Origin of the sequence: Clostridioides sp. GD02377 (genome assembly GCF_045899875.1) — a bacterium.
GTDB classification, from domain to species: Bacteria; Bacillota; Clostridia; order Peptostreptococcales; family Peptostreptococcaceae; genus Clostridioides; species Clostridioides difficile_A.
Map to the genome: position 1 here is coordinate 65,154 of NZ_JBJODA010000001.1, position 16,609 is coordinate 81,762.

The window sequence follows — 16,609 nt, forward strand, 5'->3', positions numbered from 1 at the left end:
CAGCAGTTATTTATAACTTATTATCCATAATAGTTATTGTTTTGGAGTTACTTTTGGTATTTTTATTCTTTTATATTCCTTTAAATCTAATGTAAAATATACATCTCTAGTTCCATCTTTTTCTTCATAGCTAAAACCCTCAATTATGACTTCCATATTTATATTGGTTTCTGTAATTGTAAATCTTAGTATAAAGCCTTCCTTCATCCATTTTTCAATCTTATTTACACAGTCATATGGTGATGGAAAACCTGTGTAGTCACAAAAAGTATAGTCTTTATTTGGAAAAAAACTAGATATTGAAATACTTTTAAGAGCTACACCTCCAAAAGTGGCTATTTCACCTATTTTGAGTATACTAGAGGAGTTTACAGCAGCTTTTCCATTAATACTAAAGGATGATGGGAATACTGGAAATCTAAATCTATCTTCTGCTTGTCTAAGCCACATTTCCATTATAATACTCCTCCTAATTGTGCTATTTTTATACTTGAAACTAATTTTGATGTAACTTTTTCTATATCAGCTTCTTCTCTAATTACTATTGTGTCAGCTAATTTTGCTATACTTATGTTTCCACCACTTTTTCCACTTCTATATTGATTTGCTTCTTGTTTAGTTAATACCATCTCACCCTCATGAAGTCTTGTTTGGTAATTATTGTAAGGTACATAGTTTAATCCAAAGGCATTTCCAAACAATGAATTTATATCAGGATTTGTACCTGAATCATGAGCTAATCCACTATCCATTCCTTCTTCTTTATATTTATTTCTTCTTTCTGTAACATATTTACCTATTTTAGCTGTTATAGGACTTTCATTTATGGACTTAACCATCTTCTTCCATAAATCACAAATTAAATTTATAAAATCAGATAAGTTTTTTAATGCATCAAGAAAAGAGTCTAAAAGTGGTTCTAAAAACTTCCATGCCTCTTCTAAAATTGGACCTAATGTTTCCCATACGGTTTTCCATACATTGCCCATAGTTTCAATAAAATAATTTATTTGTGGTGCATGCTCTCCTAAAAAAGTAAAAATTCTTGTAATAATAGGGCTAACAGCCTCAACTACAGGTCCTATTAATTGAAATGCTGTAGTTACTATTGTCCCAAATATACTTATTAAACCTTGTGCAATTGGTGATTTATTGTTTATGTTGTCTAATAAATTGTTTACTAAGTTTACTACTGGAAATAATGAATCTATTAATGCAGTAAAGTCAATATTTTGCATTAACATACTTCCTGCATTAACAATTGCTTTTGGTGCATTTCCTATCATCATTGCTGCATTATTTTCAAAACTTTCTTGTTTATTTTCAACTAACATTTTACGTTTTTCAAGTTCACTAGAAAGTCGGTATTGAGTAGAATCAGGAAGTGATTTTTCACGCTTCATACTTCTAAATTTCATTTGTTCATCTTTGTTAGCAGTAATTCCTATACCATTCACTACATTACCTATCTTTGGAGCCATTCTTTTAGTAACATTAGTTAAACTTTTCAAACCACTCTCGATAAAACTTTGTATTTTTTTTATTCCTTGCCCCAAAATGGAATCGAAGGGTCTAACAAGATTCTTTAAACCATTATTAATACTCGTCTGAGTACTTGCTATTATACCTGGTATTGTTCCACTCATTTCCTTAGCCAATCCCATTTGCTTTACACTTATACCCTCTAATGCTTCATCAAAAGTTTTATAATTTTCTCCTACCAAAGTATTAAGAGATTCCATATTTCCTTTTGCTGCACTTAAGAAAGCTGCTGATACATCTTGCTCACTACTTGTATTCATATTTAAAGCTCTAACATCTACCATAGCCTGAGTTATATCTTTTTCTTTTTTTCCACCAGTAATATTACTAATCATTTTAGCTTTAGTTCCCATTGAAACAACATCTTCGGGATCAAAGGGTGTATCATTTGCTATCTTTAATAAATTATTATAATAAGTATCAACATCTTTTTTTCTAACATTTCCAGTATTTCTCTTCATTACACTTTCTAGGACAACTTTCTGATTTTGCTCTTGACCAAGTAAGTCAACACCCCTTTTAACAGCAACACCTATAGTAGCTCCATTCGTCAAATCAGATATCTTCCCCTTTATTGAACCAAGTATACTACTAGCCATATCCTTTACAGCTATTGCACCTGTCCACACCTTACCTGCAAACAATCTCAATTTAGGAAATACTTTACTTATAATGCCACTTGCCATATCCTTTGCAGCTATTACACCTCTCCAAAGAGAATTTTTAAATAACATTAATTTAGGTAAAATTACACCTATAACACTGCTTACCTTATCTTTTGCCCATATTATAATATTCCATATTTTACCGCCTTTAAGCTGTTTCAAGTATCCAATGACTTTATTTATGCCTTTCTTTACACCAGAATTTTCTATCCTTAACCTTATGTTAGAAGCATTTCTCTTTAAGAAACTTATTTTTGAATTAGTTTGTTCTATTTCATTATTTTTAACTTTAAATATTAATATAATTATAGGATTTGAATTAAATTCATTTTTCTTTTGAATCAACTTACTAAAATAATTAATAATCATAGCTATAGTTACTGCTAATCTCATAATACTGCCATTTAAACTCCCAATAGCTCCTGAAACAGCATTAATACTAGAACTTAATTTTGTTATAGTAGAACTTACACTACTAGCAGTAGCCTGAACTTTTCTTAAAGAAGAATTTAAACTGTTTACTCTACTACTTGCACTTCCAACAGAATTATTTATACTATTAGCCATTACATTAGTTGAAAGCGAAACAGCCACAGTTGCTCTCCTAAAATTATCAGTTACTGATATAATCTGATTCATTTTTGGTGTGTAATTATCTGTAAGATACATATTTATACCTTCTTCTTTTACATTCCCCACTATATATCACCTCCTGTCAAAGGACAAACTCCATATCCATGTTTCATTTTTTCAACTTCTTCCTCAATTTCCAAGGCGAAAAAAGCTTCAATAAGCTTTAATTCGCCTTTATCCATTGCATAAAAAAGGGACGGTCTAATACCTTTTTTCTTCCAATAATAATACATTATTGTAGTCTTGGTATCCGTCCCTATTAGTTTTTTACCTCTTCTATAACTGCATTTTTACCATAACCCATAATATCTTGAAGTATTCTATATAAGTTAGTAATTTCACCTGGCAGTAATAATTTTCTTGCCAATTCTTTTGGAGTTGGGGCCTTAAATTTCTCCATTAACTCCTTATTTTTAAATAGAAGCTTTCCATCCAAATCACAAATACCTTCTATTACTGTAAGCATCTGCATCTCTGGTAAATCTATATCTGTTTTCATATTTTCATCAATTTTAAGGCAAGTGTTTTGTATTTCTTCATCCTTACTTATTGTTAAAGCTCTACACATTACCTTAAACTCTTGACCAAATATATTAGATAATCTCTTAAGTTCAACTATCGTACTTGGTCTTTCTAAATTTTCTGTATCTGTATTTAAAAGTAAGTCTACTATATTTACATTCTTTGATAATCCATTTTCACTCATTATTATTTGCTCCTTTATCAATCAATTTCTATTAAATAACTACATATCTCCATTAACTAAACATATTTAATAACCATCTATATTTAACAATTATCCAAGTAAAACTAAATTATATCAAGGAAGTCATATTCAGTAAATGTGAATGGAGCTTCTATCTCTCCTTTTACTCCAACTTCCCAATCAGCTAAAGTTAAATCATCAAATGCTATATTCTTTACTGCTATTCTTTCTGCCCCATAAGAATCTGGATCATTTAATTTAGATATAGCAACAAATCTAGGTTCAGAGCCTCTCTTTATCTTTTCTCCAATTAATTTATGCATTCTTGAGCTAACATGATATAAAGTTATTGAGCCTTTTCCTTTGTATCCCATATACTTTGTATCAGTACCCATTTGACCTGCTATTATAATATCTTCTTTTGTAAATTCCATCTTTGCTTGAAACTTCTTTACTTCTGCTACTTTATTTCCATCAAGCCAAAGCTCTCCCCAAGTACCACTCATTACATTTCTAGCTTCCATATTTGCCATATTAATTAATCCTCCTATATCTCTATTGATAAATCTATATCTTCCATAGCATCAAGTACCTTTATTTTTGCTTTTAAAAATACTTTAGAACCTGTATTAGCTTCTTTTATTTCCTGTAAAGTCATATAAGATAAATCTACTCCCTTTGATTTCAAGTACGATTTTTGTGCTTCAAAATCTATTTCAACTGTAGAATTAGATTCTATAAGTGCAGATTTTTCTAGCTCTTCTAAATAACTCTTTATAGCCACTATCAATAAGCATTTGTTGTCATAACTGTTAGTAATCTTTCCTATATAGTCATCTATTATAACCTTTCTTATATCACTTTGTATAATATCTAAAGTATCAACTATTTTTATCTTTTGGAACATTTCTCCTTTTTCTTCTGTTAACTCAGTTAAAGAATTTACTCCTCTAGCAATTCTTATAGCCCCTGCTTCCTTAATAAGTATAAGCTCTCCTTTATTAACCTTTGATTCTGCATCAACTTTAGTCATCTTAGGTATATCAACTACATCACTAAGTTTAGTATAAGTTACTGACTGACTTAAAGGTGTCCCTGCTATAATACCTGCCACTCTACTTGTAAACTCATCAACACTATATTTCTTGTCTCCAACTAGTACATCTTCTGTAGTAAAATTAATTATACCTTCATGATTTCCTACAACTTTTCCTAATATAGCCTTAACTTTAACCTTATCTGTATCTCTAAGTTTAATTATCCAATTTTTTATAGCAGTCTTATCAGCTTCTACTGCTTTAGGCATACATAGATAATTAAATTCCTTAGTCTCTAAAAAGTCTAATGCAGTTTGAATATCTGCCTCTCCATCTATTACATAAGCTAATAACTTATTTGGAGTATTAACATTTCCCATCAAAGCCAAATTTATATATTCTTTATTTTCAGCAGATAAATCAGCTGGTATATCCTCTTTTTCATGTATCTCATTAAAACCTAGTGCTTTAGTGTCTTTAAGCACCATTGCAATTATTCCTCTAGCTGAACGTTCTTTAACAGTTGTAGCTAACTCCTTAAATGATATATTGATACTTGGTAATCCTATAGCCATACTATCACTCTCCTAAATTCAAATTGATTTCTTCCATATTTTCATATACTACTTCTTCTTCATATACACTATCAAGATAGTTTAATGTGATTGAAAAGTTCAATGTATATATTGACTCCTCTTTTTTGATACTTTGTTCTAGTTTTGTTATATTTAATTTTCTATCTGTTATCTTTATATTTCTGTTGAATAGCTTATTTAATTCGTCTGAGACTTCATACATTCTAACACCGTTTGATTGTGGTTTTGGCAAGTATTTTATAGAGATAACAATATCTTTGTTATTTGTATTTAACATTATAGGTGTACAAATAACTGACAATATACTTACAAAAAAACAAGACCCTTCTGAGCCTTGCACACTTTCATCATCAATAAAAACACTTTCAGTAAAGTTTTTTTTGAGAGTCTCAATAATTGTTTCTATTATTTCTTTGTATTTAAGCAAACAATCACCACTCTATCACTAAATATTTTTGCTTAATCTGATAATCTTACTATAAATGATATAAGTCATTTTTAAATACACATCTCATTTATTCTTATCAAGTATCTTCTATATTTTTAGGTAATATCATTCTTTTCAACTCATCACCTCCTTCAATATGGATTTCTTTCACAATAACATTATCTCACATATTTTATAGTCTATTGTTGTAATGGTGTATATAAAGTGTTGAAGATTTGTCCTATTTTTTTATAATATCTCGTTCAATTTAAATATCATCTTTTTCTTTAAGTTATAGCAAGAGGTTCTATCTAAATGTAATTTCATAGAAATATACGTCATATTATTTTTTGTCTTACTATTGTAAAAAAGATTAAAAAATTCCGTTTCCATATCATTTAGGCATGTTAGAGCATTTTCTATCTTTTCTTTTTCTATTTCTATATCTTCTTTTTCCATCTTTAACTTTCTTAATCTCTCTTCTTTTTTTACAACTTCATTTTCAACAGAAGAACTTATATTATACGTAGCACTAGTCTTTTCTTTATACACTATTGCTCCACATCCAGAGTATTCATTCTCACATCTTTTTATATCCAAATTAATGTTCTTTATCTTTATATCCAAATATTTATAATTATGTAATCTTTCATCTGTTTCTTTAAATAATATCTCTTTTTTGTTTTCCATAGTATTTCTCCTTTTTATAAGCTTATTATTAACTTCTAATTTGCAACAATCCCTTTACTGTATATCTTTTTTACTAATCTTATAACATTCAAGAACATTTTGTTCTATAACTATATAAAAAAAACTTCATCTATATTTTGTTCTAAAATATTAGAAATTTTCTTAGCCATAAGAAGTCCAGGACTTTTTATACCTCTTTCTATTTGAGATATATAGTCATTTGTAATTCCTGCCTTTTTAGCAAGTTGAATTTGTGTCATACCTTTACATTTTCTATAATATTTCAAATTGTTTTTAAACATAATCTTCATACCTCCATCACTATTAAGAATATTTTGTTCTTCCATATTCACATTATATAGAATTATTTGTTCTTTATCAATAGATTTTAGAAAAAAACATTCTTTTTATGCTTTCATAGTTTTATTTTTTAGAACAATTTGTTATAATCTATACATAAGGTGGTGTTATAATGTTTGCCAAAAGATTACGAGAACTTAGAAAGGAATTTGGATTGACTCAAAGAGAACTTGGCGAAAAAGTAGGAGTTTCTCAGAGAGTCTTAGGATACTATGAAACAGAAAACAGATTTCCTGATGAACATATTTTAAATAAATTAGCTGATGTGTTTAATGTGTCAGTTGATTACCTTCTTGGAAGAACCTTAGTTAAGGAAAATATTGATACAGTAGCTGCACATAGAAAAAATCCACATGAAGAATTACCTGAAGAAGCACAAGAACAACTTAATGAGTATATAGAATTTTTACTAAATAAATATAAAAAAAAATAAACCACATGATGAGCAGTCTATTTTTCTGCTCTTTTAATATAATTTCAAAGCAAACATACATTCTATTTTAGGGGGATTTTTATGAATAATTTGGATAAGCTCTTTGAATTAGCGTCTCAAGAAGAGATAATAATTCATTATACCACTTATATTGCAGGTGATTTAGAAGGGCTCTATATAAATAAACATGGTATGAAAATTATATCATTACTCAGTAATTTAAAACAAAATACAAAAAAACTTACATCTATCTTAGCTGAAGAGCTTGGTCATCATTTCACTAGCCTTGGATACTATGTATCTTCTTATAACGATTATTATACAAAAATCGTTATAGATAAATGTGAAAATAAGGCCTTAAAATGGGCCTGTGAATTCTTAATTACTGAGGAAGATATAATAAACATAATTAATTCTGGCATCACTTGCGTTTACGAAATGGCAGATATACTTAATGTAGATATTAATTTTTTTCAAAAAAGATTGGAATTCCTATCATTAAAAAAACAGTCTTTATCACTTGGAAGCAATAAATATCTAATATTAACCAACTTGCCATATTTCTACATATTTGATCCAATTTCATAATAAAAATAATAGCAATTTCAATTAATCTAACAGTAAAATCTATATATTTATTTTAACAAATTTTGGTTTCTATAAATTCAATATTAATATATAATAATGGTATTACATTATTTAAAATTCTAAAAACAAATATATGCTTTTGTTAAGAAAGGTTGTTTGATGAATGTATAAAGAAAAATTGTTTGATAATTATTTTAAGTTCTTAGCATTATTTTTTTGGCCAATTATGTGGTATAAGTGGATAGTAATTTCAAATGGAACTATTGAAAACATATTATTTACCGTATATGCAATTGTCGCAATTGGTTTCATCATTTTATATTCAGTGTTTATGATAAAATATAAAGACATTACACAAATAGATTTCTTTTACAGGATAAGTACTCTACTTGCTTTTATATTTACTCTTTTTAGCTTTTTAATATATCCAAAGAGTTTATCTTTCCTATATTTAAAGATAATTTTTACTGGGATATATTTTTATTACTCAATGGTAAAAACACTTAAGTTTAAACATGAAGAGGGTGTAGTAGGTATTATGAGCTCACTTTTATTGATTGTAATAACTTTGTTCTACTAAATTTAATTCTATTTGACTTAATATGACTTTAAATGTTAGACATCTACATTGTTTTCTGATATTATTTAAGATGGTAGTTTTTATATTAATAATGAAATACACTATAAAGGAGTTAACTATTATGGAAAAAAAAGTTTTAGCAACAGTTGGAGAAAAAGAAATAACTAATATTGATATTGAAAATGCATTAAAATCATTAGACCCTTATCAAGCTATGCAATTTAAAACTGAAGAAGGTAAAAAGCACTTGTTAAATGATTTAGTAAACCAAGAATTATTCTTATTAGATGCTAAAGACGAAAAATTAAATGAAGAAGAAATATTCAAGTCAGAAATGAAAAAGATAGAAGAAAATGTATTAAAGCAATTTGCTATAAATAAAGTTTTATCTAGTGTTAATGTGACAGAAGATGAAAAAGTAGAATTTTTCGAAGCTAACAAGAGTTCTTTCTCTAAGCCAGAAAGTGCAACTGCTAAACATATATTAGTAGATAGTGATGAAAAAGCTAAAGAAATACTTGCTCAAATAAAATCAGAAGAAATATCTTTTGAAGATGCAGCTGTTAAACATTCTTCTTGTCCATCTAAAGACATGGGTGGTGATTTAGGAACATTCGGTAGAGGACAAATGGTTCCTGAATTTGAAGAAGCTGTATTCTCTATGGCTAAAGGTGAAGTAAGTGAGCCAGTTAAGACTCAATTTGGATATCACATAATAAAATTAGAAGACCTTCAAGAAAGCACAGAATCTTCATTTGATGAAGCTAAAGCTGAAGTTGAAAAAAGTTTATTATACCAAAAGCAAAATGAGGTTTATGGAAATAAAATAAATGCTCTTAATGCTAAATATGGAAGCCTTGTAAAATACAACGATTAATCGTAAAACGGCGTATAAAAAAAGCTGTCTTTTCACAATTTTTATTGTAAAAGACAGCTTCTTATATTAAAATTTTAATTTTTAATTTCAGATTTTTATTCTTTTATTATAAAGAACTTAGCTTAAAAAATTTCAATAAGATTTTTAATTATCATTAGCTAGATTTTTATATCCTCGTATTATCTCATAACAATAACCTATAACATCTCTTCTTTTTATTATCCCAATAAATGTATCTTGGTCATCTATAACAGGAATAAAATTTTGATTTAAAGATTTTATAACTAAATCTTCTATATCTGCATTGATGGAAACAGGAGAATTATCCATTTTTCTATTAATATCTGTCACAGGAACATCTTCCAATCCTTTTAAGTCCAGATTTAAGTCGTTTTTTAATGTCCATAAAAAATCACCTTCTGTTATAGTCCCAATGTATTTACCATCCTTACTTATTATTGGAATTGCAGAGTATTTGTGATATTCCATTTTTTCTAGGGCTTGCCTTATAGTGTAGTCTTCATATATATATGCCACTTCACTTTTTGGTGTTAGAAAGAATAATATGTTCATTACACTACCCACCGTTACTGAAAACTTATAAATATTATTGAATATTTATAATGTTACTTTTTTGCAGTAACTTTCTCCTTTCTTATTTTCTAAGTATTCTTAAATACTATACGCTGTAACAAGCGTTTTTCCTTTGGTCATTTTAATCTTGTTTATGCTTTATTAATATTTTTATATGGTCTATCAGTATCACTTATTCTCTTTTTAGCAAAATTAACTAAAAATCAATTGACTTAAACTTAGCCATAATAAATTTACTCTACAATATCAATTTTAACATATTTATCTTATTATTAATGCTTTTATTTTAATAAATTTAATTTATTTTGCAATTTATTTTATTTACAAAAAATGAAAAAACCGCTAAATGATTAGCGGCTTATCTCTCATATTACTAGAACACTAATATATATGAATTTTTAATTATAATCTAACTACGTTAGCAGCTTGAGGACCTTTAGCTCCATCTACTACTTCGAATTCAACACTTTGTCCTTCTTCTAATGTTTTGTATCCGTCTCCAGTTATAGCTGAGAAATGTACGAAAACATCTCCTTCACCTTCTACAGATATAAATCCAAATCCTTTTTCATTGTTAAACCATTTAACTACACCAGTTTTCATTAATAAATCCTCCTAAAAAAACACAATTATTTAGCTACTCTTTTCTGTAACCTTAGTACTACTCTATCATATATAGCTATGTTTGTCAATTATTATTATTTTTATACATTAATAATCATTTTTTTTACTTTATAATATTAAGCCATTATTCTCTTTTATACTTTATTTTTCTTTATAGATTTTTAATAATTTATTTTTATTATATGGAATCTTATGGACTTATCACTCCAACCTAAATCCCATGGAACCAGCATTCTATCAGTATTATGACATGTTACCAAAGGATATCCTCTTGAATCTAATCCTGTTACTGTTGAAACATGTGTTATTCGGCCTTTTTTCTCATATCCGACAAAATCCCCTGGACGTAGATTATAAGCCTGTTTATAAACTTCTTCATAGGAGCCTTTTGCTATTAATGAACCTCTTCCACTATAAAGAGAATAATTTTTAAAGGCTTGTGCATTTACCCATGCTTTTGTACCTGCTCTTTCACTATAATTCCAAATTGAGTTCTTCTTAAACCTTCCACTTTCAAACATTATCTGTGATGCAAAATTTGCGCAATCTCCACCTTCTGGATTATAATCTCTATAGTTTGGATTAAATTTCATACCATGTTCCTCATCAGCTGCTGCTCCACAGTATTTGTGTGCATAATCTATAGCCTTTTTTTGCTCATCTGTAAGTTGTAACTCTACACCATTTTGTTGACCAATATAGTTTCTTATATCATCAGATTTTATGTTTTCTAAATTTAAAGAATCTGCAAAAGGATCTGTATACCACTCTTTAGTTATGACATACTGATTATCCATAATTTTTACATTTAGATAATGATATGTACCTATTCTAAAGACATTTTCTTTGTCCTTTTGATTTTCATATGAATATTTATACTCAGACGATACAGAGCAGATTATACCATATAGGTCTTTTTCTTTTTCCTTTATCTTTTTAACCTTAACTCTTGTTTTTATGTCCTTAAATTTTACACCTTGTTTACTGGACCAATTCTCTAAATACTTCATCTTCTTTACTTCATTTTCATAAGCCCAAAGACCAAACTTTTTATCTGTCTCATAAAGACCTTTTAAAATATTTTCATTTTTCTCTAATATTGCCTTATTTCTGTAATCAAATAAGTTTTCAAGCAATAGTTTATATTGGTCTTTTACATCATCACCTTCAACAGTTGCAGATTCTATGACTTTTTCTTCCATATTTTTAATACTTAAATCATTAACTAGAAATACACCTGCTGTAGTAGCTAAAGACAAAAATACAAATGCCATTATACCTTTGATGTACTTATTCTTATTTTTCAGTATTTTCAAAGCTACACCTCCCAAATAGTACACCTTACAAATGAAATTACAAAGAATATTCTGTCACATATAATAATTTTCATATTTAATAATTCTCTATTCTATTATGTCCAATATTAAAAATTAATTGTATCGATACACTGTTTTTTTTACAATTTTTTATTTTATAATCAACTTTTTTCTTTTTTTTATAGTAATATATATGTATATAAATATTTTGGCATCATTATAATTAATACATACTAATGGAGGGTTTTTTATGCAAAAAAAAGTCGCAGCAATTAATGACTTATCTGGAATAGGAAAATGTTCATTATCAGTTGCTATACCTATACTTTCAGCATTAAAGGTTCAATGTTGTCCATTTCCAACAGCTATACTTTCAAGTCAAACTGGTTATCCTGAATTTACTTTTTTAGATTGTACTGATGAAATGGTAAGATATTCAAATGTTTGGAAAAATTTAAAAGTCAACTTTGACAGTATATATAGTGGTTTTTTAGGTTCAAAACACCAAATCGAAATAGTGGCTAATTTTATAAATGATTATCCTAATGCTTTTATCGTAGTTGACCCTGTTATGGGTGATAATGGAGTAATGTATCCAATCTTTACAGAAGAAATGAGACAAGAAATCAAAGAATTAGTTAAACATTCAGATTTAACTACGCCTAATTTAACAGAAGCTTGTTTTTTAACTGGAAATGACTATACAAAAAGTGACTATAATAGAGAAGAACTTATACATATTGCAAAAGCTGTATCTGGTTTAGGACCTAGCAAGGTTGTTATTACTGGTATATTAGAAGATGATAATATATTAAATTTAGCCTATGATAGAGATAATGACCATGTATTTTTTACATCAGTTAAATACAATAACTGCTCTTATAGTGGAACAGGAGACATATTCACATCTATCCTTTGTGGTATGTTAGTAAATAAACACGACTTAGGAGTGGCTGTTAATACAGCAACAGATTTCATATATAAAACTATAAATTATACATCTCAATTTGACACTGATAGAAATGATGGAGTTATGTTTGAAAACTTTTTATCAGATTTAACTAGTATATAAATTTCAAAAAAAATTATCCATTTTATAAATACCTATAGACCACAAAATCTAGGTATTTACAAAATGGATATTATTTATTAAATCATTGGTATTTCAATTGTTACCATAGCGCCTCCAGTTTTTATAGAGTTTTCAATATTTAAAATCCCATTATGTTTTTGTACAATATTATTTACAATATAAAGACCCATGCCATAATGAGATTTAGAGTTTCTACTTAAATCTCCTGTATAAAATTGTTCTGTAGCTTTTGACAAATCTGCTTTAGAAAAACCACTTCCACAATCTGTAACCACAAATTTTAAGTATTTATTACTTAGTGATACACTTATGTATAGTTTGCTCTGGCTTGGTGAATAATCTATAGCATTTGAAATTATATTCATAATGGCTCTAAATAATAATTCTTTATCTATAGTTATACTTTCAGGCAAATTATCTTGTTTAGAAAACTCAACATCTAAGTTTTGTGTACGAGCTAATGCTTCTATTTGAATCAAGACATCTTCTATAAATTCACTTACATTAATTACTTCTTTATTTAATACATAACCAGCCTCTGTTTTTGATATGTCTATTAGTGTATTAATATATTTTTCTATTTGGGTGACACCTTTTGCTATGTATTCCATGTACTCTGATAACTCTGGATTTTCATTTATTTCAATTAATAAATCAGTGTTTCCATGTATAATAGTCAATGGTGTTTTTATATCATGTGCTAATGCAGATATCTGTTCCTTACGATTCTCTTCTAACATCCACTGTTTTTCTAAAGAATCTTTTAAAGCTGACTTCATTTTATCCATAGAAAAAAGAACATTATTGATTTCACAAATTTTACTAGATTCTACAACAAAATCTAAATCCTGCTGCTCTATTTTTTCTGTAGTATTTTTTAAAAGTTCCATTTCAGCATTTAATTTCTTGCCAAATAATTTTGATAGTATAATAATTTCAATAAGAAATATTATACTAAAAATAATCATTCCTAATAGTTCTGGCTTTGGTAAATATGTCCTTAAAGTTGGAGAAACAAATTCTACTACTATACTATAACGTATTATGCAAACTTCATTTTCTCTGGACAATTTGATATAGTTTTTTGATGACTTGATAGTCCTTCTTTCAAAACCTTGCATTAAATCCCATACTTCTTTTGACTCATCTTTATTGAAAGTTCCTGAAATTACTTTGCCATTTAAAGTATACACCCCATACTCACATGAATCTGGAATTAAATCTTTAGTTACTTGTTTACTTGAAATAATCTTATCTTTATTTTCATAGATTTGTTTTTCCGTATAATTAGCAGGTAATATTATATTTAATGATAATAATATAGGAAATGATAATATCAATATAGATACTAAGACAACGGTTATAGCAAAGAATAAAGATAAATATCTTACAAAAACGGTTCTAAGTGTTACAACCTTTTTATTATTAGACTTTTTACCTACAAGTATCCTCACCACCTCCTCCAAACTTTAATTAGTTTATAGTTAATTACAAACTAGCTTTTGATTTGATTATTTTTATCACTAGACTATATTCTAACATAATAATATGAGTAAATAGTAACTTTTTTATTTTTATTCTTCAGACTTTTTACCCTCCCATTTAGAAAACCATATACATAAAATTATAAATGCTAAAATGGTTACAAATCCACATACTAATCCTATTGATTGATATTCTTTAAATGATTCAACTTTAATATATTCAATTGTCTTAGAACTTGAAAAAGATGACCAAATACTTATAAATCTAACACCCCATACACAAGGAATATAAGGCCAAATTCTAGTACCTAATCCAGTTAATAACACTGCTGAAAGTAAAGTTTCTACTATACCCACTCCAATTGAGGCTCCTTTTCCGAATCTTAAACTTAAGAATAAATGTAATATATATACAAATAAATTACTCCCAACTAAAATTAAAATTGAAATCACATAAAAATCTAATGTAAAATAAACCTCATTAGAAATACTAGATACACCAAATTTAAAACCTAATACAGATACTAGTGTCGCTCCAAAACCAAGGCATATTAATATTATATACTTACTTATAAGTGTAAGATATTTTGGATTAGATGATGTTAACATATGTTTATAACTTCCTGAATAATATTCTTGTTCAATACATAATGAACACATAATACTTGATAATAAAGGAAAAGCTATTGCTATAACTTGTAAATATGCAGCTATCTTTGATATATCATCAGCACTTGAATACTTATAATATCCTAAACACAATCCCATACCTATCAAAGCAATGCAAAAGTGCATTAGTATTATAAAAGTTCGCTTTAATTTTATTAAATCAGAAAAAAAAATTCTTACTAGTTGTTCCATATTACTTCACCTCTCTATTATTAAACCAGGCATTTGTAACTAAAGAAAGCACTATAAATAAAACAATAGATATTAACACTCCTGGCAAAATTACATTACTATTTAAAAACTCACTTCCTTCTGGTACAGGAAGTCCATTTGGTAGAATATGCAATACAGGAGCCATTAATCGTGTAGTAATTGAATACGGAAATATGTACCATATTTCTGTAGTCGAAAAAACTGCAACCCCAATAATAGTAAAAAACATGTTTATTATAATTGTAATAAACAAACCAAATTTTGAAGCTAAAAACATACAAAGAGGAATCTGCCACATAAATAATAAAACTAATAATATGGTTCCAATAATATTTTGACTTATTGAAATAACTTCCTTATATACTATCCCAACAAGAACTATACCTATCATAAAAATAATTGATGTTATAAAACAGCAGATAATGCAATAAAGTATTTTTCCAGTCCAAACATCTTTTTTTTCAATTGGTAATGATAAAATACCACGATACTTCTTTTTTTCATCTTTTTGTACTATTAGGGAAGAAATCAATGTTAATGCCCCTGGAAGAAACATAGTATACCACCAATTGTAAACACCATTTTGTCCTCCACCAAATAAAAATACAATAATTATAGAAAATACTGGGGCTATCCATATCAATCTAATTCCAAAAGTTCTTTTCATTTTTTGAAATTCTGCTCTAACTAATTTTTCCATATTAATTTCCTCTCTTTCTATTTTCAGCTACTACTTTCATAAAAAGCTCTTCTAAGTTTTCTTCTTTTGATATCTTTCCTTGATAACCTATTACTCCATTAGAAATTATTCCTATTTCATCTACAATTTGCTCAACTTCAGATAAAATATGGCTTGATAAAATAACTGTAATTCCTTCCTTTGGAAAAGAACGAATCAATTCTCTAAGCTCTTCAATACCAATAGGGTCAAGACCATTTGTAGGCTCATCTAAGATTAAAAGTTTTGGGTGATTTAATAATGCAATAGCAATGCCAAGACGTTGCTTCATCCCTAGAGAAAATTGACCTGAACGCTTTTTAAAAGTCTCTCTTAAATCAACAATTTTTAAGACTTCTTCAATACGAGAATCTGGTAGACCTAATAAAGTAGTATGAACTTTTAAATTTTCTCTTGCTGTTAAATTTTCATATATAGCAGGAGACTCAATAAGAGAACCAATATATGCTAGGTCTTTTCTAGTCCATTTATGTCCCTCAAACATTATTTTTCCTGAAGTCGCATTTAAAATCCCAGTTATCATTTTTAATAAAGTAGACTTTCCAGCTCCATTTGGCCCTAATAATCCGTAAATAGAATTAGGTCTAATTTTTATTGAAATATTATCAACTGCAACCTCATTCTTAAACTTTTTAGTAACTCCCCTTAACTCTAAAATATAATTACTCATAATTTTCATCCTTTCTTTTATCGAACTTGTTTACAAGAATCATTCTAAATCATAAATATAAGGATTTTATAAG

The 16,609-nt window shown here is 27.8% G+C and carries 20 protein-coding genes; 4 read left to right on the plus strand and 16 right to left on the minus strand.

What is annotated here, in order from left to right; translation table 11 throughout:
- Positions 1 to 33: 33 nt before the first annotated feature.
- From Q3304_RS00290 to Q3304_RS00330, 9 genes are all read right to left on the minus strand, one after another.
- Positions 34 to 456 carry a phage baseplate protein gene (locus Q3304_RS00290; RefSeq protein WP_054276341.1) on the minus strand — a complete coding sequence of 141 codons (423 nt, stop codon included), beginning with the start codon at positions 454 to 456 and terminating at the stop codon, positions 34 to 36.
- Positions 456 to 2,906, minus strand: coding sequence for a hypothetical protein (locus tag Q3304_RS00295; protein WP_407813609.1), 2,451 nt, complete (start codon positions 2,904 to 2,906; stop codon positions 456 to 458). Before Q3304_RS00295 ends, Q3304_RS00290 begins: the two co-directional genes overlap by 1 nt.
- On the minus strand, positions 2,906 to 3,073 hold the full coding sequence (locus Q3304_RS00300) for a hypothetical protein (RefSeq protein ID WP_054276339.1): 168 nt from the start codon (positions 3,071 to 3,073) through the stop codon (positions 2,906 to 2,908). Before Q3304_RS00300 ends, Q3304_RS00295 begins: the two co-directional genes overlap by 1 nt.
- Positions 3,074 to 3,099: 26 nt before the next feature.
- Positions 3,100 to 3,546, minus strand: coding sequence for a phage tail assembly chaperone (locus Q3304_RS00305; RefSeq protein ID WP_054269845.1), 447 nt, complete (start codon positions 3,544 to 3,546; stop codon positions 3,100 to 3,102).
- Between the two features lie 104 nt (positions 3,547 to 3,650).
- Positions 3,651 to 4,079 carry a phage tail tube protein gene (locus tag Q3304_RS00310; protein WP_003419646.1) on the minus strand — a complete coding sequence of 143 codons (429 nt, stop codon included), beginning with the start codon at positions 4,077 to 4,079 and terminating at the stop codon, positions 3,651 to 3,653.
- A gap of 14 nt (positions 4,080 to 4,093) precedes the next feature.
- Positions 4,094 to 5,158 carry a phage tail sheath subtilisin-like domain-containing protein gene (locus tag Q3304_RS00315; RefSeq protein ID WP_407813610.1) on the minus strand — a complete coding sequence of 355 codons (1,065 nt, stop codon included), beginning with the start codon at positions 5,156 to 5,158 and terminating at the stop codon, positions 4,094 to 4,096.
- Between the two features lie 4 nt (positions 5,159 to 5,162).
- On the minus strand, positions 5,163 to 5,606 hold the full coding sequence (locus Q3304_RS00320) for a DUF6838 family protein (protein WP_219673624.1): 444 nt from the start codon (positions 5,604 to 5,606) through the stop codon (positions 5,163 to 5,165).
- A 249-nt stretch (positions 5,607 to 5,855) separates the two neighbouring features.
- Complete coding sequence (locus tag Q3304_RS00325) at positions 5,856 to 6,296, minus strand: hypothetical protein (RefSeq protein ID WP_407813611.1); 441 nt, start codon at positions 6,294 to 6,296, stop codon at positions 5,856 to 5,858.
- Positions 6,297 to 6,406: 110 nt separating this feature from the next.
- Complete coding sequence (locus tag Q3304_RS00330; protein ID WP_407813612.1) at positions 6,407 to 6,598, minus strand: helix-turn-helix transcriptional regulator; 192 nt, start codon at positions 6,596 to 6,598, stop codon at positions 6,407 to 6,409.
- A 170-nt stretch (positions 6,599 to 6,768) separates the two neighbouring features.
- Between Q3304_RS00330 and Q3304_RS00335 the strand changes: the two genes are divergently transcribed.
- The 3 genes from Q3304_RS00335 to Q3304_RS00345 all read left to right on the plus strand — a co-directional run bounded on the left by Q3304_RS00335 (position 6,769) and on the right by Q3304_RS00345 (position 9,134).
- Positions 6,769 to 7,089: an XRE family transcriptional regulator gene (locus Q3304_RS00335; protein ID WP_054269840.1), complete on the plus strand. Its 321-nt coding sequence runs from the start codon at positions 6,769 to 6,771 to the stop codon at positions 7,087 to 7,089.
- An 81-nt stretch (positions 7,090 to 7,170) separates the two neighbouring features.
- Positions 7,171 to 7,677, plus strand: coding sequence for an ImmA/IrrE family metallo-endopeptidase (locus tag Q3304_RS00340; protein WP_407813613.1), 507 nt, complete (start codon positions 7,171 to 7,173; stop codon positions 7,675 to 7,677).
- A 701-nt stretch (positions 7,678 to 8,378) separates the two neighbouring features.
- A complete protein-coding gene (locus Q3304_RS00345) occupies positions 8,379 to 9,134 on the plus strand; it encodes a peptidylprolyl isomerase (protein WP_407813614.1) in 756 nt (251 codons plus the stop codon).
- 144 nt (positions 9,135 to 9,278) lie between these two features.
- Here the strand turns inward: Q3304_RS00345 and Q3304_RS00350 are convergent, their stop codons facing one another.
- The 3 genes from Q3304_RS00350 to Q3304_RS00360 form a co-directional block, all read right to left on the minus strand.
- On the minus strand, positions 9,279 to 9,707 hold the full coding sequence (locus Q3304_RS00350; RefSeq protein ID WP_021384091.1) for a CBS domain-containing protein: 429 nt from the start codon (positions 9,705 to 9,707) through the stop codon (positions 9,279 to 9,281).
- 423 nt (positions 9,708 to 10,130) lie between these two features.
- Positions 10,131 to 10,331, minus strand: a complete 201-nt coding sequence (locus tag Q3304_RS00355) for a cold-shock protein (RefSeq protein WP_003419624.1) — start codon at positions 10,329 to 10,331, stop codon at positions 10,131 to 10,133.
- A 182-nt stretch (positions 10,332 to 10,513) separates the two neighbouring features.
- Positions 10,514 to 11,668 (minus strand): amidase domain-containing protein, encoded by a 1,155-nt coding sequence (locus tag Q3304_RS00360; RefSeq protein WP_407813615.1) that lies wholly within the window; start codon positions 11,666 to 11,668, stop codon positions 10,514 to 10,516.
- 250 nt (positions 11,669 to 11,918) lie between these two features.
- Here Q3304_RS00360 and Q3304_RS00365 point away from each other — a divergent pair, with 250 nt between their 5' ends.
- Entirely contained in the window at positions 11,919 to 12,740 is an 822-nt protein-coding gene (locus tag Q3304_RS00365) for a pyridoxamine kinase (RefSeq protein WP_167640036.1), read from the plus strand.
- 77 nt (positions 12,741 to 12,817) lie between these two features.
- On the opposite strand, the gene Q3304_RS00370 is transcribed toward Q3304_RS00365, so the two are convergent.
- The 4 genes from Q3304_RS00370 to Q3304_RS00385 all read right to left on the minus strand — a co-directional run bounded on the left by Q3304_RS00370 (position 12,818) and on the right by Q3304_RS00385 (position 16,536).
- Positions 12,818 to 14,209, minus strand: coding sequence for a sensor histidine kinase (locus tag Q3304_RS00370; protein WP_407813628.1), 1,392 nt, complete (start codon positions 14,207 to 14,209; stop codon positions 12,818 to 12,820).
- A gap of 126 nt (positions 14,210 to 14,335) precedes the next feature.
- Positions 14,336 to 15,106, minus strand: coding sequence for a lantibiotic immunity ABC transporter MutG family permease subunit (locus Q3304_RS00375; RefSeq protein ID WP_054269833.1), 771 nt, complete (start codon positions 15,104 to 15,106; stop codon positions 14,336 to 14,338).
- A 1-nt stretch (position 15,107) separates the two neighbouring features.
- Entirely contained in the window at positions 15,108 to 15,827 is a 720-nt protein-coding gene (locus tag Q3304_RS00380; protein ID WP_284181795.1) for a lantibiotic immunity ABC transporter MutE/EpiE family permease subunit, read from the minus strand.
- Position 15,828: 1 nt separating this feature from the next.
- Complete coding sequence (locus Q3304_RS00385; protein ID WP_407813616.1) at positions 15,829 to 16,536, minus strand: lantibiotic protection ABC transporter ATP-binding protein; 708 nt, start codon at positions 16,534 to 16,536, stop codon at positions 15,829 to 15,831.
- Between the last annotated feature and the right edge of the window lie 73 nt (positions 16,537 to 16,609).